Below are 21263 nucleotides of genomic sequence, written 5' to 3'. Positions count from 1 at the left end.
GCCTTTTCAGGCTCTCTCATCAGCAAGAGGGGCGCATATTACGCGAGGAGATTCATGAAAGCAACACAAAACCGTAATATTTTTGTCATTTTCTTTTCACCTTAAAATCACAAGCATCTGTGGCCATCCATAACCATCTAATAAATAAGAAGGTAATTACTGATACGCATGAAACTAACGCTGTGTTTATTTTTGCTTAGGTCGGCACTATCACTGTGTATAGAACCACTCAGCAAACAAAAATAGGCGCTGCCAAGTCGACAAATAAGTTCATTCAAACTTTTTAAAATCTATTTAGAGCATATTGATCAGGCGCATCTGTGTTCTTTGTCTAAACAAACTATATGTCTAATAAAGTCTGAACTTAAAGGAACCCTGATATGAGACTAGGCAGATAAATATATTAAGAAACACTGCTTGGACTTTTTTGGAAAGGAATCGGAGTGGGTATTAAAAGTTCAACGTGGAACTGAATAATTCATGAGCCAGTATCTGCAAGTTATTGCTTATACCTAAAACGAATCCCCCCTATCACTGGTAGACTTAATTTTTCGTAAAAGCGACCACAAGCGATCAAGCATCACAGAATTGTGCCGTTTTGTGATATGGCTCAAGCAAACCATAAACTACAGGCAATAAAAAAGGGTTATGCTAAAAGCATAACCCTTTAAATTTGTGGTGGGCCGTCTGCGACTCGAACGCAGGACCATCGGATTAAAAGTCCGGTGCTCTACCAACTGAGCTAACGGCCCAAACCAAGCGGCATATAATACCGTTTTCTAAATAAATGACAACCCTTTTGACCTATTTTTTTTAAATTAATTGTGAGGTGTCTATGATCAGTATTGCTAAACCTGACGAAGCGACACTAAAAACCGCTTTAAACAACGCCGAATTAATGACCGAAACAGGGCATGATCATCAACATGTTGCTCAGGCATTATTGTATATGGATGAGAGAAACCATCTGATGAGCAATATTGTGAGCGCCATCGAGAATTATCTTTTATTAGAAAATAGTGAACAGGCCAAAAACGATTTACTAGTAGCACTCAAACGTTTCAAAACATTTGAGAATGAATCCACCGCTCAAGTAGAAGCTGAATTAACGTTAGATCAAACTTGATAAGGTGTTGGATCTGTTATGCCCGCTTGCCTGAAACCTTCTTTGCGGAACCGGCAAGAATCACACTCACCACATGCCCGGCCTTCATTATCTGCTTGATAGCATGACACCGTTAGACTGTAATCCACTCCTAACGACATACCTTTTTCAATAATGGCCTGTTTACTTAAATCAATAAGTGGCGTTTCAATCGTTAATGTATGACCTTCGACACCTGTTTTTGTCGCTAAATTGGCCATCTTTTCAAAAGCAGCGATGTATTCTGGACGACAATCCGGATAGCCAGAATAATCTACCGCATTGACACCCACAAAAATGGCATCAGCTTTCAAAACTTCTGCCCAGCCTAGTGCAATTGATAAAAAGACTGTATTTCTTGCGGGCACATACGTAATGGGTATGCCTTCTTCATGCTGGTGCGGAACGGCGATGGATGAATCGGTCAGTGCAGATCCACCAATACCAGTAAGATCAATATTGATAACTTTATGCTCAGCGACACCCATAGCCTCAGCCAATTTAGCTGAAGCGTGTAATTCAGCTCGATGTCGCTGGCCATAATCAAAGCTCATCGTAAAACATTCATATCCCTGTTGCTTAGCAATCGCCAGCACAGTGGCAGAATCAAGGCCGCCAGATAAAAGAATGACTGCTTTTTTCATCGTCCTTTTTCCTCACCCCACAGATATTTATGCATCTGTATTTGCATTCTCACGGGTAAATTATCTTCAACAACCCACTCAGCAAGCTCCGCTGGTTGTAACTGCCCGTGAATGGGGGAAAATAACACTTCACATCGTTCATTTAACTGATGTTGATGTAGTTTCTCTTTTGCCCAGTCATAATCATCACGGTGACAAACAACAAATTTAAGCTGATCATGAGCATTTAATAATTCGATATTTTCATATCGATTTTTACTTTCTTCCCCTGAGCCAGGTGTTTTCAGATCCATGACTCTGCTGACGCGTTTATCGACCTGACTGATGTCCATCGCACCACTCGTTTCTAATGACACCTCATAGCCACGATCACACAGAGTTGTTAATAGCGGTATGCAATTCGGCTGAGCGAGAGGTTCACCACCTGTCACACACACATATCGAGGATTAAACGCAGCGACTTTGGCCACAATCTCTTCAATATCCATTTTTTGCCCACCATGAAATGCATACTCAGTATCACAGTAACCACAGCGAAGAGGACAGCCTGTCAGCCTGACAAACACAGTCGGCAATCCCACTGTTCGGGATTCGCCTTGTAAAGAATAAAAAATTTCCGTTATGCGACACTGCGCCATAAAATTACCGGCCCAATATCTTAGTTAGATTGTTGATTGATACGTTCTAATCTGGCTTTTGCAAGTCTGGCAGCTGAACTATTTGGATACTTTTCTACCACTTGATTCAACGTTGCTTCAGCTCGTTGGCTATCACCCATTTCCTGTTCGCTAAACCCTCTTTTCAAAAGTGCATCTGCAACTTTTGAGCTAGAAGGATATTCATCAATAACGATTTGGAAAAGCGCAGCCGCGTCAGCAAATTGTCTTAACACATATTTTGCTTCACCTTGCCAATAATAAGCATTAGGTAAATAGACACTGCCTGGGTATTGTTCAGGAAATTTCGCTAAAGCATCAATAGCCTGTTGGTATTGACCACTACGTAATGTTTGCAGTGCGGCTTGATAAGCTGCTTCACCATTTTCAACAGCAACAGGAGCCGTATCGGTAGATGACTGTTCTGCTGTCTCATTGATGCCAGCATTTGCCATAGATGTATCTGTGGTTCCATCCGTACTTGGTGGAGTAGTAGCATTTGCCGTAGTGTTGTTTTCTAATTTTTGCACGCGCTCATCTAAGTCGATGTACATTTCTTTTTGACGTTTTTGCGCTTGCTCTAACTCATGTCTTAATGTTTCGTTATCACCATTAAGACGTTGAATCTCATTTTGTAACTGATCAACACGAGTAATCAGGTTCATCAGCCCCTGGCCTTGAATGATTCGCTCCAGCCTTTCTACTCTCTGCTGAAGTGGCTCTGTCTCTGCCCAACTAATATTGGGCAGAGTAACAGCCAGAATCACGGCACAAATGAATTTTCTTTTGCCGTTAATCTGCATTTTTCTATCGACCTAAATAAACAATTTCTACACGACGGTTTTGCGCCCATGCAGCTTCATCAGAACCTTCGACTGCTGGTCGTTCTTCACCAAAACTTGTTACCTGGAATTGACTGATATCAGCCCCTTGCAACATTAAAATCTGACGAATTGACAAAGCACGACGCTCACCTAATGCAAGGTTATATTCACGTGAACCACGTTCGTCAGTATGACCTTCCAATCTGACAGTCACATTTGGATGTTTCGCTAAATACGCAGCGTGAGCTTGTAAAGTCGCCTGATCTTCCGGACGTACATTAGCACTGTCATATTCGAAATAAACCACACGATTAGATAATGGGTTTGAAGGATCATTCAACTCGTTACCCTGGTAATCATCTTCACCGACGACGACCTGAGTTTCAGAACCATACTCACTACCGTCAGCATTACCCTGTCCATTAACACCTGTTGTTTGTGCGCTTAAATCCTCTACAGCAACATCACCTTCATTCATGCCTTTATTTGGTGTTGAGCTACAAGCGGCTAACCATAATAATGGAACTAAGACCGCAAACAATTTTAATTTTTTCATCTACTTGACTCCTATCACTTTTACTTTTTAAAAGGCGACCATGCCGGTTCACGTACCGCACTACCTGACTCTCCCAGGCGTTGTTTAATTTGGCCATCAACGGACACCGCCGCCAATATACCTCTGCCTTTTTGCTCGGTTGCATATAAAATCATGCGACCGTTTGGCGCAAAGCTCGGGGACTCATCAGCTCGCGTTTCAGTTAACACCTGAACCGCGCCTGTTTCTAAATCCTGCACGGCAATATGAAACCCGCCGTTAACGCCATGCACCATTGTCATCATGCGCCCATCAGGAGAAATATCTGCAGAGGCATTATAGTTACCTTCAAAGGTAACGCGTTCAGCACGTCCACCATCTGCATTTACTTTATATATTTGCGGTCTGCCACCGCGGTCAGAGGTAAATAAAATCTCACGACCATTGGGCATCCATACCGCTTCCGTATCAATCGCTTGTGAGTTGTGAGTCACTCGCGACAATTTTCCAGTACTTAATTCTAAGATATAAATCTCTGGGTTACCGTTTTTTGATAAGGTAACTGCTAATTTTTTGCCATCAGGTGACCAGGCAGGCGCACTGTTTAAACCACGGAACGAAGCCACTGATTGTCTTTTACCGGTGCTAAGTTCTTGCACATAAATCTCAGACTTTGCGTTTTCAAATGTCACATAAGCCAGACGATCACCATCAGGTGACCAGCTTGGCGACATGATTGGCTGTCTTGATTGCAGTACGGTTCTTGGGTTTGCACCATCTGCATCAGAAATTTGTAAGGCATAACGCTTACTACCATCAACATTTTTGATTTCTGTCACGAATGCTAGACGGGTTGAAAAGACGCCTTTTTCACCGGTCAGTGTTTCATAGACAACATCGGCGATTTGATGCGCTAATGTCCGCATACCAGAAGCAGGCACATTATATCGTTTACCTACCAATTGCTGTGATTTGTATACATCATACAGTTGGAACTGTACTTGATAGTTTTCCCCATCCTGACTGCTCACTTTACCAATCAATAAGCCTTCAGAACGTAATAGCCGCCAATCTGCAAAGTTAACCTGTTGACCTTCATGTGGCTGTGAAATCAACTCACTTTGTTTCAATGGTGCAAAGCGACCGCTACTTTTTAAATCATTACTGATAATACTGGAGATATCTTCAGGCGGTGCAAATCCTTCATTGCCAAAAGGCACTATGGCTATAGGCAGTGCAGCTTCCGAACCACCTGTAATTTCGATTGTTAATAACGCATGCGCCGGCCATGGCACAAAAAACATTAATAGCGCGACTATCTTTAACCAACGTGTGAACATCGCATCCATCCTCTATTCGGGTTTAAAAATAAATTGAAAATCACGTAACGCTGCTGCAGCTTTTGGATCTGAAGGCTGCGGTAGCGGTGCCGCTTTATATACAGCTGACTCAGCAGATCGATCAAAGACTGCATTGCCACTACTTTTAACAATTTTCACATTCTTAACATCGCCACCAGGTAACAGTGACACTTGTACTGTACATTGAAGCCCAGACTGAACGTTTGCCGGCCTCAACCAATAACGTTTCACACGTTGTTGAATCATCAGACTGTATTGATCGACAACGCCTTTGACACGGCGTGTTTCACGTTCCTGCTGTTCTTGCTCAAGCTGGCGTTGAAGATCAGACTCGGCTGCTTTTCTGCGAGCTTCCTCTTCAGCCTTACGTTTCGCTTCTTCTGCTTTACGCTTGGCTTCAGCTTCAGCTTTACGTTTTTCTTCTTCTAAACGCTTCTTCTCGGCTTCAGCCTTTTTCTTAGCCTCTTCCGCTTTACGCTTCTCTTCTGCTGCTTTTTGTTTTTCTTCTTCTAGTCGTTTTTTCTCAGCTTCGGCTTTACGCTTTTCTTCCTCTAAGCGTTTCTTCTCGGCTTCGACCTTCTGCTTTTCTAGCTCAGCCTGTTTACGCTCGGCTTCAGCTTTTTGCTTCAGTTCTTCTTCCTGCTTTCTTTGTTTCTCAGCTTCCAGGCGTTTTTGTTCTTCGGCTTCTCTTTGTTTGGCTAGGTCAGCAATACGTTGTTGCTCTTCCTCAGCCGCTTTAGCACGTTGCTCAGCTTCAATACGAGCACGCTCTTCCATATCTTGGTATTCCTGCTCTTTACGAGCCAGTTCTTTTTGTGTCTCTTCCAACTGATCCTGTACTTTTTGCTGACGTTCCTGTTCAGCATTTTTCTTGTCTTGCTCAAGTTTCTCCAAACGAGCAACTTCCTGTTCAACAAGATTTTCATCTAGCACTGTAGCCTGAACAATCTCTTTTTGCGGTTCCTGAGCTAATGGTTTTGGTGTGGACGTCATATCCATACCAATGATGAACATGGCTAATAGGACGACATGTAACACCAGAGATGATGCGCCAGCAAAAAGATTGTCGACGATGTTGTGTTTCATAATATTACTGAGCGTTCTCGGTTGATTCTGGCTGCTTAGTAATCAGGCCGACACTAGGAGCCCCTGCTTTTTGCAATAGTGCCATCGCGGAGACTACTTGCCCATAACTCGCTGCACTATCGCCTTTCACCATCACAGGTGTTTTAGGATTACGGCTCAATACTGCACTGGTTATTGCCATCAATCTTTCTGGCCCAACAGCTTCATCTTGCTTGTCTCCTACAGCAGCATAAAAGTTGCCTTCTGCATCAACAGAAACAACAAAAGGTTCAGTGTTTTCTGGTGGCTCAACCGGATTGGCATCTGCCTGTGGCAACTCAACCTGAACACCCTGAGTCAACATGGGTGCGGTGATCATAAAGATGATTAATAACACCAGCATGACATCAATATAAGGCACGACATTAATGTCGCTCATCGCCTTCCGTCGTTGTCGTCTGTTTGAATGTACAGCCATGACCTAACCTCGGGGCTAACTATGTTGACGCTGTAAAATAGAAGAAAACTCTTCCAGGAAAGTATCGTAGCGATTGATTAAACGCTCAACTTCGTTGGAGTAGCGGTTATATGCAATAACAGCTGGAATAGCAGCAAACAGACCCATTGCGGTAGCGATCAAAGCCTCTGAAATACCGGGCGCGACCATTGATAACGTTGCTTGCTGGACATTCCCCAGTGCACGGAAAGAATTCATAATCCCCCAAACGGTACCAAACAGGCCGATGTATGGACTAGTTGAACCAGCCGTGGCCAGAAATGGCAGTGAGGTTTCTAATTGATCAATTTCCCTGGCCAGCGAAATTCTCATCACACGCTGCGCCCCTTCCAATACATAGTTACTGTCTGTAGAGGATTTCTTAAGACGGACAAATTCTTTAAAACCGACTTCAAAGATACCTTCCATACCTCGGCTGGTATGAGGTCGTGAGGAGATGTCTTCATAGAGTCTATTCAGCTCGTTGCCAGACCAGAATTTATCTTCAAAATTATCCGCATCGCGTTTGGCTTTCGCTAATTCTCCCCGCTTACGAAAGATAATCAGCCACGAATAAAATGAAATCATTAATAACACCAGCATTACCAGTTTAACAATCAAACTAGCTTCAGCTATTAAGGTGATAATCGATAGATCAGCAGTCACTATGCAACTCCGTCAAAATAAAATTAGGTATGGGTTTCGGGCGAAATGTCTCTGCATCAAGACTCGCAACTCTGACCAAAGCATCACACAACAGTTCCTCACCGCGATAGATTCCCTGCTCAAAGACAATACTGGCACCGGCGCTTTTTTGTATGCGGGAAGAGATATGAAGAGCATCATTAAATATCGCAGGACGACGGTAATTTATTTGTATTGAATGTACAGCAAACAACAGACCTTTCTCTTGTCGAAGTACACGTTGATCAATGCCTAACGCTCTAAGCCACTCAGTTCTTGCCCGTTCCATAAAGTTCAAGTACTGCGAATGATACACGACTCCGCCGCTATCGGTATCTTCATAATAAACTTGGACTGGCCAGACGAATTCTTGCATAAATTTACTGACCATCCAACGTCAGATCAGGACTTAATCCCAGGTGTAACCAGGCACGTTTTGTGGCTACCCGTCCTCGTGGTGTTCGCATAATAAAGCCTTCCTGAATCAAATAAGGCTCTATGACATCTTCAATTGTGCCACGCTCTTCACCAATCGCCGCAGCCAGGTTATCCAGACCAACAGGACCACCTTCAAACTTTTCAATAATCGCCAGCAACAATTTCCGGTCTAACATATCGAAACCGTAATTATCGACATCAAGTAAGTCTAGCGCCTGTCTGGCAATTTCTGCAGTGACCTCACCGTTAAAGCGAACCTCAGCATAATCTCTGACACGTCGCAGCAGACGATTGGCTATACGTGGTGTGCCACGTGAGCGTCGGGCCACTTCATTAGCGCCACTGGCATCTAACTTAACATTTAATATACGAGCACTTCGCTCGACAATCGTGCTTAAATCCTGCGTATTGTAGAACTCAAGCCGTTGAACAATGCCAAACCGGTCACGTAAAGGAGAGGTCAGCGAACCTGCTCGCGTTGTCGCACCGACTAAAGTGAAGGGTTCTAAATCCAGTTTAATAGAGCGAGCTGCCGGTCCTTCGCCAATCATAATATCAATTTGATAATCTTCCATCGCCGGATAAAGCACTTCTTCGACGATAGGACTCAGACGATGAATCTCATCAACAAACAGCACATCATTTGGCTCAAGATTAGTCAGTAAGGCAGCGAGATCACCGGGTCTTTCCAACACCGGCCCAGATGTTTGCCGAAGATTAACGCCCATTTCATTGGCAATGATATTCGCTAGTGTTGTTTTACCCAGTCCAGGCGGACCAAATATCAGGGTGTGATCAAGGGCTTCTTTTCGTTGTCTTGCAGCTGAAATGAACAGATCCATTTGCTCACGAACAACAGGTTGACCAATGTAGTCTTCGAGAGTGATGGGTCGTATTGCACGATCGACGCGTTCCTCGTCATTATTGCTCTGTGGCGAAATAAAGCGTTCTTCCATATCAGTTTCTCTGCAAAGCCTGGCGGATGATTTGCTCGGTGGTCATGCCTTCACTGTCAAAGCTACGCAACATTTTATCTGCTTCATTCGCTTTGTAGCCCAAAGCTACCAAGGCTTCAACTGCTTCACTTTTGGCCCTAGCCGCAGTCATCGGCATTTCAGAAACGATAGTATCAATCCCCATAGCAGAACTGACCTCTTTGAGACGGTCACGCATTTCAACAATCAGTCTTTCTGCAGTTTTTTTACCCACACCGGGCAATCTCGTCAGACTAGCGGTATCGCCTTCCTGCACACTGCGGGCAAAGGTATCAACATCACTACCAGACAAAATGGTTAATGCGAGTTTTGCACCGACGCCATTGACTTTTAACAGGCTTCTGAAAAGTAAACGCTCACGTTCGGTAGCAAATGCATATAGAAGCTGGGCATCTTCTCTCACTACCATATGAGTGAAAAGCATTACTTCTTCATTTACAGCAGGTAAATTAAAGAACGTCGACATAGGTGCTGATAACTCATAACCAACACCATGCACATCCAGAACAAGCTCTGGTGGCTGCTTTTCTATAATAATGCCCCGCAAACGTCCGATCATCGACTATATCTTCCTCCGCGCCGAGTGGTGCGCATACCTGCTGGTAATTTACTCTGACTACCACCAATAGCAGAGTGATGTGCATGTGTGAGGGCACAGGCCAGAGCATCGGCCGCATCCTCTTCGGGTGATTCAGATAAATTTAAAATCACCGACATCATATATTGAATTTGTGCTTTATTCGCATGGCCATTGCCGACCACGGCTTTTTTTATTTGTGTCGCCGTATATTCTGACACGGTTAATTGCTGACTGACGGCGGCGCAAATAGCGGCACCTCTAGCCTGTCCAAGCTTTAATGCAGAATCAGCGTTTTTATGTAAAAACACTTTTTCGATGGCCATCATATCCGGTTGATAGCGTTCGATGAGATCAGTCAGACCTTCAAAAATCTGTCTTAATCTATCAGCAAACTCGCCATCACCGACCATTAAACGACCGTTGATGACGTGTTTTATTTTTTTTCCTTCAATTTCGATAATGCCAAAACCGGTTTTTCTTGAACCAGGATCAATCCCCAGGATACGCGGCATACCTTATGACATCAGCTATTTAGCTGAGCCATGACCTCATCGGAAAAATCAGCGTTTGAATACACTTCCTGCACATCATCCAGATCTTCAAATGCTTCGATCATATTGATGGCTTTTTGAGCATCATCCACATCTAAACTAACAGTAGTGTCTGGATGCATGGTGACTTGTGCAGACTCAGCCTCTAAACCGGCAGCATCTAAAGCATCTTTGACTACTGAGTAGTCCTCAGGCGTTGTGAAGACATCAATAGAACCATCGTCATTAGTCACAATATCTTCAGCGCCAGCTTCAAGTGCTACTTCCATTACCGCATCTTCGTCAGTGCCACTGGCCAGCGAAATAATGCCTTTTTTATTAAATAGAAAAGCGACGCAGCCATCTGTTCCCATGTTTCCACCACGCTTGGTGAACACATTACGCACAGCGGCAACCGTACGGTTACGATTATCGGTCATACAGTCGACCATAATCGCTGTACCATTTGGACCATAACCTTCATAGCGTATTTCTTCATAGTTAACGCCTTCCAGCTCACCAGCACCACGTTTGGTTGCACGCTCGATGACATCTTTTGTCATGTTCGCGCCTAATGCTTTATCTATCGCAGCACGTAACCGTGGGTTAGAAGCTGGATCACTGCCGCCCATTTTGGCTGCAACAGTAATTTCACGAATCAGCTTAGTGAAGAGTTTGCCGCGCTTGGCATCCTGCGCACCTTTTCTATGCTGAATATTTGCCCACTTACTATGACCTGCCATGTACTTATTTACCTCTTTTGTTGCCAGCCTGAACGTCACTGCTCAGGCGAATAGTCCTAAATTATCGAACTAATGTGTTCCAGTTTTTGTAAACATCACTGCGACCATAAACCTGATCGAAATACATTGCCTGAAGTTTTTCAGTGATAGGACCACGTGTACCTTCACCAATCGGACGGTTATCCAATTCTCTGATAGGTGTTACTTCAGCTGCTGTACCGGTGAAAAAGGCTTCGTCAGCGATATATACTTCGTCACGGGTGATACGTTTCTCAACCACTTTCAAGCCAATATCACGTGCCAGCGTCATAACTGTTTCACGGGTGATACCTTCCAACGCAGATGTCAGCTCAGGGGTGTACAACACACCATCACGCACCATAAAGAAGTTTTCACCACTACCTTCACAAACAAAGCCTTGTGTATCCAATAACAAAGCTTCGTCATAACCACAGCTGACCGCTTCTTGCAAAGCCATCATCGAATTCATGTAGTTACCATTAGCTTTGGCTTTACACATGGTGATATTGACATGGTGACGTGTGAACGATGATGTTCTGATACGAATACCTTTTGTCATGTTTTCTTCGCCCAGATAAGCACCCCAGTGCCATGCTGCAACCATAACGTGTGTGTTCAGATTATCAGCACGGATACCCATACCTTCTGAACCATAGAAACACATCGGTCTGATATAAGCAGAATCCAGATTGTTTTCACGAACCACTGTACGTTGAGCTTCGTTGATCGTTTCCTTATCAAAAGGCATTCCCATGCCTAAAATTTTGGCGCTGCGGAAAAGACGATCAGTATGCTCCTGCAAACGGAAGATAGCCGTGCCTTGTTCTGATTTATAAGCACGCACCCCTTCGAATACGCCCATGCCGTAATGAAGAGTATGAGTCAGGACGTGGACTTTGGCCTCACGCCACGGTACTAATTCACCGTCGAGCCAGATAACGCCGTCACGATCTGCCATTGTTGCTACTGCCATATGCTTTATTCCAAGTTCATTGATTAATCTGAGTCTGATTCTAGGCGTTTTCACCTAACCAGCACTGCCAAATCTGCACAACCTGCTGCGGAAAGTCTTGTAACTGAGTCACCGACATTAATGTGGGTCTATCCTGTAAAACACAGTGGTTGGCCTCGTTCCGATAATAACGATAGGCGTCTGCCAACATTTGCCCTTCAGCGGGTTTAAGCTTTCCGGAAACTACCAGCGCTTCCAAAATCCTAATATTATCGGTGTAAATGAGTAATTCAGGCAAGTCTCTTGACCATGCAAGTACTGCATATTGCACCATAAATTCGATATCAGTGATACCACCTTTACCCTGTTTCAGATCAAATAGTTGGCTATCACTCTTATCCAGTTGCTGACGCATTTTCGCACGCATATCCCTGACTTGCTCGGCAAGCATAGCTTCGTCTCGTGCTCTAGCCAAGATACCTTGGCGGACATCAGTAACTTTTTGCGCAAGCTGATGGTCTCCAATCACATTGCGCGCACGTACTAGCGCCTGATGCTCCCATGTCCATGCTTCTTTTTGTTGATAATCAGCAAACCCAGAAAAGGGGCTGACTAATAATCCTGATCCGCCGCTGGGCCGCAAACGCATATCCACTTCATAGAGTATGCCGCCGGGAGTCACCGTATTCAGCAGATGGATCATGCGTTGAGCCAAGCGGGTATAAAACACCATCAAATCAACTGGACGTTCACCATTGGTCATGCCTTCCTGTGCATCGTCAAAGATGAAAACCAGATCCAGATCAGAACCATAACCTAATTCCAGTCCACCTAATTTACCGTAGGCCAGAATAGTAAAACCACATTGCTGAGGATCATCATTGTCTGTAATCGGAGGATAACCATGCTTGGCCACCAAGTGTTCCCAGGCGATTCGCCAAACTTGCTCCAGAAGGAGTTCCGCGAGTTCTGATAATTGATCACCCACGCCCATCAGTGGCAATACGCCAGTCACATCAGCGGCAGCAACATGTAACGTCGCAATCTGACGAAATTCACGCAGACGATTCATTAATTGTTCCAGGTCATCAGCATCAACAGATGATAAAAACTGCAGTAACTGTATTTTTAACTCTTGTTTTTCGGGGACTTCGTAGAGTGAGCGAGGATCAAGCAGCTCATCTAATAACACAGGATATTTGGCTAACTGTGTACTAATTAATGGACTAGCTGAACAGAGTTTGACCAGTTGTGATAATGCCATCGGGTTTTCTACCAGCAGTGCCATATAAGCGCTGCGGCGCATAATAGATTCCATCAATGGCATTAAGCGCGGCAAACACGCATCTGCATTATCGACATTGCCAGTCGCTTGTAATAACAAAGGCAATAACTTCTCAAGCCGCTGTCTGCCGGTTTGACTCAGATTTCGGCAGATATGTAAGTCGAGTAGTTTATCGACGACTGCCACTATCTCTGCTGGATCGTCGTAACCACATTGCTCGATAAATGATAACTTTTCTTCATGCTGTGCATTCAGTAAAGAAATCTTCATTCCTGCGCCTTCGTCACCGGCCTGTGGCGCTGTCAGCAGCTGATCAAAGTGCTCTTGTACTTGTTGCCTGTAATCCCTCAGAACGACAAAAAAAGAAGACCAGTCATCAAAGCCCATACTTTGAGCAAGTCTTAATCTTGATTCGTCATCACCAGGCAAAATATGTGTTTGTTGATCAGCCCAGGCCTGAATCCGATGCTCTGTTCTTCGCAGAAAATCGTATGCACGTTTTAACTGGTCCACCGCATAAGCTGACAATAATTTTCTATCGGCTAATAAATCGAGAATGGTCAGAATAGGTCGTTGTTGCAAAGGCCGATCACGCCCACCATAAATCAGCTGAAAAACCTGCCCTATAAACTCAATTTCCCGAATACCGCCGGCTCCAAGCTTAATATTGTCGTCCATGCCTCTATGGTGCATTTGCCCGGCAATCATTGATTTCATTTCACGTAATGAATCAAACATGCCGTAATCTAGATAACGTCGATAAACAAAGGGACGCAACATATCTGACAAGGCTTTTTTATCCGCCTCATTGCCTGTAATAGCACGCGCTTTAATCATCGCGTAGCGTTCCCATTCACGACCTTGGGTCTGGTAATACTCTTCCATGGCATCAAAGCTGGAGACTAAAGCGCCACTTTCGCCGAAGGGTCGCAAACGCATATCTACCCGAAACACAAAACCATCAACCGTTTGGTTATCCAGAGCCTGGACTAACTTTCGTCCTAAACGAATAAAAAACTCACTATTCGTTAATGGTTTTCTGCCTCCTTCGGTCTCCCCTTCCTCTGGATAAGTGAAGATAAGATCGATATCGGATGACAGATTTAATTCGCCTGCACCTAGTTTTCCCATCCCTAAAACGATCATTTTTTGTTCACGACCATCATCGTCACGAGGGATGCCATTTAGCTCAATCTGCCAGTCATAGAGAATGTTTAAGGTCTGCTGAATACAGACATCTGCCATAGCCGATAGATCAGCCATGGTTTCGGCCAAATCAGACCAATTAGCTAAATCCCGCCAGATAATACGCACCATCATCCACTGACGAAAATGGCGTAATTTCTGATGTAATTGTTCCTCGGTAGTGACACCATCGAGCATGGATTTCAACTGCTGACGAATATCATCCAGTGAAAGCTTTTTCTGCAGTTGTTGTGATTCAAGCAACTGCCCCAACATCGATTCCTGTCTTTGCCCCCACTGACTCACGTAATCACTGGCTGATAATACATTTGGTGCAGCTTTCAAAAGATCGGGATAGGTCTTTAAGGCATTTTGCCAAGGCTCTGGCAATACAAATGCTGAGGACATAAACACTCCGGATAACGATGGAAAAGCTATTACTTTACATTAAGCTTGGGTAATACCAAATGTGTAAACGATTAAGCGGTAAGATTTAAAAATAATGAGTGACACATTTAATAGTGTGTAGATCTGGAAGCATTATCAGACTAGGTCGTTACAGCCTTAAATATGAGTAAGGGACAAACAAATCACGCATCGCCTAATAAAGCGTCTTAGGTCATAATTGATACTTCCGCTAAGTTTGGAGTAATAAGTCATGGCGTTGAACCGCATTATCATCCTATTAGGCTTACTCTTTTGTTTCCCTGTTTTTGCTCATACAGAAACAGACTGTGCTTCAGCCTTTACCACTCTGGAAATTAACGATTGTCTCAATGATCAACTGCAGGGCAAAAGAGACATCATGCAGCAATACTTAGTCGCAGCTAAAAAACGCTACAGCGATGAAACAAAGGTGATAAGTGCGATAGATGCCGGGCAATCGGCCTGGGAAGCCTATAAAACATCACACTGTGACAGTATTTACACCCTTTGGATGGGTGGGACTATTCGTGTTGCCATGACGCTGAGTTGTCAGATAAACCTGACCGAAGCCAGAACGCATGAAATCTGGTCGAGCTATCTGACCTATATGGATGATTCTCCAGCAATACTCCCAGAACCTGAAAAACCGGCCGATTAAATTTACTGCCCAATCATGATTAACTTGCCGGTTTTTGGATCACGATAAACTTGACCGACAGATTCATACCCCTCAGCACCACCTTGCATACCTTCCGGTAACTGGGGTAATTCTTTCATCGACTGCAATTCTGTCAAAGCATGATCCGCCTGTTTTGCTTCTGCCTGAAAATGCTCTTGGAGCTGACTACTCATAGAAATTAAAGCTGCAATCAAACCACAAGCAAACACCAGCATTAAGTCTAATAAGTTAGCCATAGGGCCCAGTGGCTCATCGTCATTGCCATCAAATCGACTATGTCGCCAGCGTCTAGCCATGAGCTTGCTCCATAGTCGTTAAAATCTCGTCATACCAACGGCGTCTTAATCGCCCCAGAACAAAACCGATAATGCCAACAAACAGACCCAGGACCGTGGTATCAAAGGCCACACTCATGGCTGTCGTTAAGATACTTAACTCACCATTACCTAGAGCAGATAACCCGGGCCCAAGCGGTATCAATGTACCCATCAAACCGAGCATAGGAGCAATTCTGGCTAAAAAGTCACTACGCTCAATACGTTTAAATGCTAATTTTTCAAAGGCCTCAACCTGACCTGATGCTTGCCACTTTTTCAAACCTGAAAAGCGTTCGGCCAGTGCAATACCAATATCAATAATACTCAAGGCGGCAAATAACATCAGTGCCCATATCACCGGTTCTAATAAAAATCCGACTAAGTGATGCATTACACCGATTGACTGTGAACTCAACATAACTTACTCCTTCACCTTGGCAACTGGTGCCCGCATACCTTTTGCGATACCGGCCAGTACTAATAAAGCCACCAGACCTAATATCAAATATAGCCAGAAGCGTTGCTGCTGCGATTGATCTTGGTGTTGTTCTTCGGATGAATTTGTCTCTTGCTCAGGCTGAGTCGCTGTTTGCTCGGTGATTTCAGCAATATGACTTGGCGCATCAGCGATATCGGTTTCCGGCATTCTTGCCGCATTCAATACCTCAGCTAATTGCTGTTGATGAGATTCATCCAGGTAATCGTTCAACCAGATATACATGGGATGCGATGGTGAGGTATGACCACTTCCCGGCAAACCATTTGCTGAGACTAAATCGGTGAACTGCTGTGCCAGTTGTTGCAAGGTAGCCTCATCGCTCTGCCAAAAACCCTTATGAGCCGCAACCAGCATAATCGCCAGCATATTACTTTTCACATGGACATTATGATCTAGCTCAAGAAAGTCATCTAAGCCCAAGTCTAGGCCATCATCGACATACACGCGTTTGACTTCATCCCATACCCAGCTTTTCACAATGCCGGGATTAGTCACCTGCCAGCCCCATAAATATTCTAAGAACTCACTGCCCATCGTACGTGCACCGGCATAACCTTCAGCCATCAGAGGTTTAAGCCATTGTGGATTGAGATAGCGACCACGCAGCTCACCCAATAATACGGTCTGTAAAGGATCAACCCGTAAATCTGTGGTATCACTGTGCGCCAGAATATAACTATCCGGTGCTTGCCCCCTTGTGGTTTCAATAGCCAGACTTAAACCGCCCAGATAGTCAAAAGCATCATTGTTATCCATCACGCCATACAGATTGCTGGCTCGTCCCAGATAAGTCTGACCAACATGTTGCAGCCGCTGTTGAAATAATGCCTGCTGCGCCTGACCGTCCAGTTCTGCACCATAAGCATGGCCCATACGATGAATATAGGTTTGCGCCACTTCTTCACGATTTTCCCAGGCACCAGAGCGCTCGACCAGGCGATTCACACCGGCACCATAAGCACCGGGAGGTGCACCAAAAATACGGTAACTTGCCATGAGGCCAGCTTGTTTTCCTGATACTCCTGCACGTAATGCCGCACTGGCATCAGCCACCCAACGGGCAGCGACCTGATTCTGTTCCAATAATTCAAATCCAGGTTTTTCATTGACCTGTAAACGGTCTAGAGCTGCATTTAAAGATAAGGTTAATGCCGGATAGTCACGACGTATCAAACCAGAAGAGGCATCCAGTGCCATTAATACAGCTTGCTCTAACCAAATAAGCTGTGAGCCGTACAAATCACGGAATAGACCAGAGGTGGTCAACAACATATCTCGGCGAATTCGGGGATGAGGTGACGCTGATGAAGAAAGATCCAAACGTTCCAATCCGCTAAAAATCCCACGACTATTCCAGGTCGGTTTCACCCCCAGCATATCGTAGGCAAACGCAATCATCGCGCCCTCATCACGCACCACATCGGATGCCCATAACACTAAGGCATCACTGTCCTGAACATTTTTTGCTGAAGTTTCTGCACGGGCTTTTTCTGCTAATGCGATACCGACTTTGTAACCTAAACGTGATGGAATCAAGCTATCATCTAAGGCATAGAAATTACGCCCCGTAGGTAAAGCCGATGGCGTACGAATCGGATCATTACCTTTACCCGGCTCAACAAATTGACCATCCAAAGCTGCCAGTAATGACGACATTTCTGCCGCAGGTGACTCGCGTAGAAGAGGCTCCCAGTCCTCAGTATTTTGTTTACCGTTGTTCATTGAGGTAAGCATGGTTTGAATCGCTTGTTCAGACCAATCGCGACCGAAAACATGTAACCCCAAGGGCATAAAATCTTCCTGTAACGTGGTCAGGTAATGGCCGATTTCATGCACTAATAAATCATCATCTACCTGTTCAAATGAACTCAGGCCACGCACTTCCAGCTCAGCCGCCATATTCGCCGTAAGTTCGTCTTCCAGATTGAGTTTAGCGATTAACCGCTTCATTTCATCAATAGCCCGATCACGCATGGCGCCGGCATTAACAGGTGCAGCTTCATAACTTTCAACGACCTGCCGTAATTCCAGTAATTGATCATACAACTCAGTGCTGGCCAGAGGTGGGGTGAGGTGATCAATCATCACTGCGAGGCCGCGACGTTTCGCTTGAATACCTTCACCCACACCATCAACGATATAAGGGTAGATACTCGGCAAGTCACCTAAAATCGCCTGAGGATAATCATTATCAGCCATACCCACACGATGGCGAGGTAAAAACTCATAGGTTGAATGACGTCCCAGATGCACTAAGGCATCGGCATGGAAGGTATTTCGCAGCCACTGATAAAACGCCAGATATTGGTGTGGCGGCGGGAAGGATAAATTAGCATGTAATAACTCTTCATTTAGCTCCCAGCCTCTTGGAGGCTGTGGACCGACAAAGATATTGCCAAACTGAATACCAGGAATCAGGATTTTATCGTCATAAACCATCACATTTCCCGGCGCTTCGCCCCAGCCTCTGACGCCTTCTATCCATTGCTGGCTGATGGCGGTAATTAATTGCTCAGCCTGTTGCCAATCAATAGTTGCTAAAGGTTGCTGGTAGAGGGTTTGTAGCTGACTGAGTAATTGCAACACACGGTCACGACCAGCATGATCGGCACCATCGACAACATGGCGGATATCTTCCATTACTCGAGCTAATAAATGAGTCGCAATGGTTGGGTCATTCAACGCTTTAGCTTGTTTCAGATTGGCATGTAATAAACCCAGCGGCCCATTGACCATTTCTTGTTGTAATGATTCCGGTAATGTTTGAAACCAGCTTTGATAGGTTTTGCTATCAACAGTATTCACTAGTGATGACATGGCAGCTAAAGCAGCCTGGTCTTCAGGTAGATTCACACCTCGTTGCTGTAATAAGTCAAGTAACTCAGCTGAGGTCGCTGGTAATTCACCGGTGTTATACCCTTGGTTTTTGAGAGAATTCAGAATATCGAACAAGGACTCTACGACGTTTAAATTATCAGCACCGATATTGTGGCGACCAGGTGGATGGTTGTAATAGATAATCGCGACTTTTTTATCCTGATTCGCTTTATTTTGTAATTGTTGCCAGCGTTTTAGTCGCTGAGCTAATAATGTGACTTGTGACTCTACAGGCTCTGAAAAAGCGAGTCTGGCACCAGTGAGTTTATCCACCTCAGCAGGAGTCATCGTAGCAACCACCATTGGCTGAGACAGCCCTTGTAACTCAGGCATGGCGACGCGATAGTGAACAGAATCCCAACTGATACCTGCTTCTGACAGCTCCCATTCAGCCCGGGTACTGTCACTTAAACGCATCGCTTTTATCACCGGTACATTCAGTTTTTTTAATTCGTCGGTTACCATCTGCCGATGCTCCGATCCGCCAATAACAAAGTCTTGCAGAGACACAACTGAACTAATGTGTGATTTATTCTCAGCTAATAACTTGATGGCTGATAAACTAGCATCACCCCAGGCAGTAAGTACTGACACACAGCCGGTATTTTTATCAACGACTTGTTGGCAAACAGCATCCAGTAATGCCTTTTCTCCTGGACGTTCCCCTGTTTCATAGTCCAGTAACACAACCCATGAAGGTTTTGCTGAAAACGCAAACTGATCTGGCAAGATGATTTTGTCTTGATAATAAAGCCTGAGCTGTGCTGCCAACTGAGGACGCTCAGTTGTAGTTTCATTCTGAACAAGATGATGCAGGTGGTTGATCAGACCTTGCATATTCTCACTATTTCTTCCCAGCCAAAAAAATCGCGAAATTAACCAGGATTTCTGTGCAGGATATTGTTCTAATAGCAACGCCATCCATTGTTCTGTCGATAGCGTGGGATCTGGATGCTGCATTAGTTTGTCAGGAGGCCCATTTAAGATGGGATGACTGTTCAAACTAGACGCGCCCATAAGACGCTGATCGCTATGCAATGCGATAAGATTTTTTAGCAGACCTTTTTTGCTATGCTCCACCAGTTGATTGGCTGTTTCGCCAAACACCCCACCAGCAAAAACCAGAGCTGACTGCTTCAATAAGGCTACTTGTTGATTTGAGTTTAAGTCTTGCCACTGCTCAGTAGTGCGTATTTGTACAGAGGTTGATGAGATAGACGGTTGTTTCAAAAACTCATGGGCACCTGATACCACTTCCGGTACATTTCGAGGTGTAACAATAAGCAATAACTGCTCAGCCATAGCTGAGGAAGTAAAGAAAAATAAGAGAAAACTAAGAAAAATTCGGGTTAACACAGCGCTTTCCATCAATAAATAAACACACTGAGTTATCAAACATCGTCACGACAGACTGACCTCATTTAACAACTCAAAGAGGATTCGCCGTTAAACGGTTTCCCGCTCCAATCGCACACCCCGGCCATCGGAAAACAACGTTTTTATGGCAGATATCCTGGCTCACGCTTCAACATTTCCGACTCACCTTCCCAAAATCAGAATAATTTCAGTGGCTTCACATACTCGTTGTCGGAAACTTCACGTATACAGTTGCGGGGACAGCTTCAATTAAGAATTCCCTTTTAACTCTATTGAGAGACCATAAAGCGGCTAATTATACGTATATAGAGCAATGGCCACCAAGACCTTTTACATAAATTCTCGCGTCGTTCAAGAGGTATGCCTCCATATGAATAACATGGATGCTAGACAAAGAATTCATCCTGTGACTACTATCAAACTGAGTCTCACCTATAAACAGAGATTCTTTTCAGTGATAAAACTAAAATAACAAAGAGGAATAGAGGGATGTTAAAAGAATTTAAAGTGTTTGCCATGCGGGGCAATGTCATTGACATGGCTGTAGGGATTATCATTGGTGGTGCTTTTGGCACGATCGTAAAAAGTCTTGTCACAGATGTCATCATGCCCCCTGTTGGTCTATTACTGGGCGGCGTTGATTTTACCGATTTATTTGTGACACTTAAAGAAGGCGCTACGGCGGGTCCATACACCACATTAGCAACAGCACAAGAGGCTGGCGCGGTTGTGATTAGTTACGGCATATTCATCAATGCCGTGATTAGCTTCCTCATCGTTGCTTTTGCCGTGTTCTTACTGATTCGTTCTATTAATAAACTACAACGAGAGCAAGAAGCTGAACCGACTCCCATCACAGAAAAAGAATGTCCAAAATGTTTTTCCTCAATTCCAATTAAAGCAACGCGTTGCCCATGCTGCACATCTGAAATCGCATAAAAAAAGCCCCG

At 44.5% G+C, this 21263-nt stretch carries 21 protein-coding genes, 1 tRNA gene and 1 riboswitch; of the genes, 3 read left to right on the top strand and 19 right to left on the bottom strand.

The window, feature by feature from the left end; translation table 11 throughout:
• Positions 1 to 676 precede the first annotated feature (676 nt).
• A tRNA-Lys gene (locus BM232_RS07930) sits at positions 677 to 752 on the bottom strand.
• Positions 753 to 835: 83 nt separating this feature from the next.
• Between BM232_RS07930 and BM232_RS07925 the strand changes: the two genes are divergently transcribed.
• Positions 836 to 1126, top strand: coding sequence for a hypothetical protein (locus tag BM232_RS07925; RefSeq protein ID WP_091713216.1), 291 nt, complete (start codon positions 836 to 838; stop codon positions 1124 to 1126).
• Here the strand turns inward: BM232_RS07925 and queC are convergent.
• The 15 genes from queC to glnE form a co-directional block, all read right to left on the bottom strand.
• Positions 1117 to 1788, bottom strand: coding sequence for a 7-cyano-7-deazaguanine synthase QueC (queC, locus tag BM232_RS07920; protein ID WP_091713215.1), 672 nt, complete (start codon positions 1786 to 1788; stop codon positions 1117 to 1119). The two genes, BM232_RS07925 and queC, sit on opposite strands and share 10 nt — an antisense overlap.
• Positions 1785 to 2426 (bottom strand): 7-carboxy-7-deazaguanine synthase QueE, encoded by a 642-nt coding sequence (queE, locus tag BM232_RS07915; protein WP_091713214.1) that lies wholly within the window; start codon positions 2424 to 2426, stop codon positions 1785 to 1787. The genes queC and queE overlap by 4 nt, the downstream gene beginning before the upstream one ends.
• Positions 2427 to 2446: 20 nt before the next feature.
• Positions 2447 to 3247 (bottom strand): tol-pal system protein YbgF, encoded by an 801-nt coding sequence (ybgF, locus tag BM232_RS07910; protein ID WP_091713213.1) that lies wholly within the window; start codon positions 3245 to 3247, stop codon positions 2447 to 2449.
• Between the two features lie 4 nt (positions 3248 to 3251).
• On the bottom strand, positions 3252 to 3824 hold the full coding sequence (gene pal / locus BM232_RS07905; RefSeq protein ID WP_091713212.1) for a peptidoglycan-associated lipoprotein Pal: 573 nt from the start codon (positions 3822 to 3824) through the stop codon (positions 3252 to 3254).
• A gap of 20 nt (positions 3825 to 3844) precedes the next feature.
• Positions 3845 to 5143, bottom strand: a complete 1299-nt coding sequence (gene tolB, locus BM232_RS07900) for a Tol-Pal system beta propeller repeat protein TolB (protein WP_091713211.1) — start codon at positions 5141 to 5143, stop codon at positions 3845 to 3847.
• A 12-nt stretch (positions 5144 to 5155) separates the two neighbouring features.
• Positions 5156 to 6250: a cell envelope integrity protein TolA gene (gene tolA / locus BM232_RS07895; RefSeq protein ID WP_091713210.1), complete on the bottom strand. Its 1095-nt coding sequence runs from the start codon at positions 6248 to 6250 to the stop codon at positions 5156 to 5158.
• A 4-nt stretch (positions 6251 to 6254) separates the two neighbouring features.
• The gene (gene tolR, locus BM232_RS07890) at positions 6255 to 6707 is read right to left on the bottom strand and encodes a protein TolR (protein ID WP_091713209.1); all 453 of its coding nucleotides are present in this window, start codon (positions 6705 to 6707) and stop codon (positions 6255 to 6257) included.
• 15 nt (positions 6708 to 6722) lie between these two features.
• Positions 6723 to 7391 carry a protein TolQ gene (tolQ, locus tag BM232_RS07885; RefSeq protein WP_091713206.1) on the bottom strand — a complete coding sequence of 223 codons (669 nt, stop codon included), beginning with the start codon at positions 7389 to 7391 and terminating at the stop codon, positions 6723 to 6725.
• On the bottom strand, positions 7381 to 7785 hold the full coding sequence (gene ybgC, locus BM232_RS07880) for a tol-pal system-associated acyl-CoA thioesterase (RefSeq protein WP_091713252.1): 405 nt from the start codon (positions 7783 to 7785) through the stop codon (positions 7381 to 7383). Before ybgC ends, tolQ begins: the two co-directional genes overlap by 11 nt.
• A gap of 4 nt (positions 7786 to 7789) precedes the next feature.
• Positions 7790 to 8803, bottom strand: a complete 1014-nt coding sequence (ruvB, locus tag BM232_RS07875) for a Holliday junction branch migration DNA helicase RuvB (protein WP_091713204.1) — start codon at positions 8801 to 8803, stop codon at positions 7790 to 7792.
• Position 8804: 1 nt separating this feature from the next.
• On the bottom strand, positions 8805 to 9401 hold the full coding sequence (ruvA, locus tag BM232_RS07870; RefSeq protein ID WP_091713201.1) for a Holliday junction branch migration protein RuvA: 597 nt from the start codon (positions 9399 to 9401) through the stop codon (positions 8805 to 8807).
• The gene (gene ruvC, locus BM232_RS07865; protein ID WP_091713199.1) at positions 9398 to 9934 is read right to left on the bottom strand and encodes a crossover junction endodeoxyribonuclease RuvC; all 537 of its coding nucleotides are present in this window, start codon (positions 9932 to 9934) and stop codon (positions 9398 to 9400) included. The genes ruvA and ruvC overlap by 4 nt, the downstream gene beginning before the upstream one ends.
• An 11-nt stretch (positions 9935 to 9945) precedes the next feature.
• Positions 9946 to 10695, bottom strand: coding sequence for a YebC/PmpR family DNA-binding transcriptional regulator (locus tag BM232_RS07860; RefSeq protein WP_091713197.1), 750 nt, complete (start codon positions 10693 to 10695; stop codon positions 9946 to 9948).
• Positions 10696 to 10756: 61 nt separating this feature from the next.
• The gene (locus BM232_RS07855; RefSeq protein ID WP_091713195.1) at positions 10757 to 11689 is read right to left on the bottom strand and encodes a branched-chain amino acid transaminase; all 933 of its coding nucleotides are present in this window, start codon (positions 11687 to 11689) and stop codon (positions 10757 to 10759) included.
• Positions 11690 to 11729: 40 nt separating this feature from the next.
• Complete coding sequence (gene glnE / locus BM232_RS07850; RefSeq protein ID WP_091713192.1) at positions 11730 to 14546, bottom strand: bifunctional [glutamate--ammonia ligase]-adenylyl-L-tyrosine phosphorylase/[glutamate--ammonia-ligase] adenylyltransferase; 2817 nt, start codon at positions 14544 to 14546, stop codon at positions 11730 to 11732.
• Positions 14547 to 14796: 250 nt separating this feature from the next.
• Between glnE and BM232_RS07845 the strand changes: the two genes are divergently transcribed.
• Positions 14797 to 15222: a lysozyme inhibitor LprI family protein gene (locus tag BM232_RS07845; protein ID WP_091713190.1), complete on the top strand. Its 426-nt coding sequence runs from the start codon at positions 14797 to 14799 to the stop codon at positions 15220 to 15222.
• Between the two features lie 2 nt (positions 15223 to 15224).
• Here the strand turns inward: BM232_RS07845 and BM232_RS07840 are convergent, their stop codons facing one another.
• Genes BM232_RS07840 through BM232_RS07830 form a run of 3 tightly spaced genes read right to left on the bottom strand, consistent with a single transcriptional unit; the run spans position 15225 to position 20292 of the window.
• Positions 15225 to 15539 carry a DUF2149 domain-containing protein gene (locus BM232_RS07840; RefSeq protein ID WP_091713187.1) on the bottom strand — a complete coding sequence of 105 codons (315 nt, stop codon included), beginning with the start codon at positions 15537 to 15539 and terminating at the stop codon, positions 15225 to 15227.
• Positions 15532 to 15978 (bottom strand): MotA/TolQ/ExbB proton channel family protein, encoded by a 447-nt coding sequence (locus tag BM232_RS07835; protein WP_091713185.1) that lies wholly within the window; start codon positions 15976 to 15978, stop codon positions 15532 to 15534. Before BM232_RS07835 ends, BM232_RS07840 begins: the two co-directional genes overlap by 8 nt.
• Before the next feature lie 3 nt (positions 15979 to 15981).
• Positions 15982 to 20292 carry a cobaltochelatase subunit CobN gene (locus BM232_RS07830; protein ID WP_245752849.1) on the bottom strand — a complete coding sequence of 1437 codons (4311 nt, stop codon included), beginning with the start codon at positions 20290 to 20292 and terminating at the stop codon, positions 15982 to 15984.
• Positions 20293 to 20422: 130 nt separating this feature from the next.
• Positions 20423 to 20613: riboswitch (cobalamin riboswitch) on the bottom strand.
• 189 nt (positions 20614 to 20802) lie between these two features.
• Between BM232_RS07830 and mscL the strand changes: the two genes are divergently transcribed.
• Positions 20803 to 21252, top strand: a complete 450-nt coding sequence (gene mscL, locus BM232_RS07825) for a large conductance mechanosensitive channel protein MscL (protein WP_091713183.1) — start codon at positions 20803 to 20805, stop codon at positions 21250 to 21252.
• Positions 21253 to 21263: the final 11 nt, after the last annotated feature.

This window comes from Methylophaga sulfidovorans (genome assembly GCF_900114205.1).
Classification (GTDB): domain Bacteria; phylum Pseudomonadota; class Gammaproteobacteria; order Nitrosococcales; family Methylophagaceae; genus Methylophaga; species Methylophaga sulfidovorans.
The sequence above is the reverse complement of the archived record's forward strand: the minus strand, read 5'-3'. Positions and strand labels throughout refer to the sequence as shown.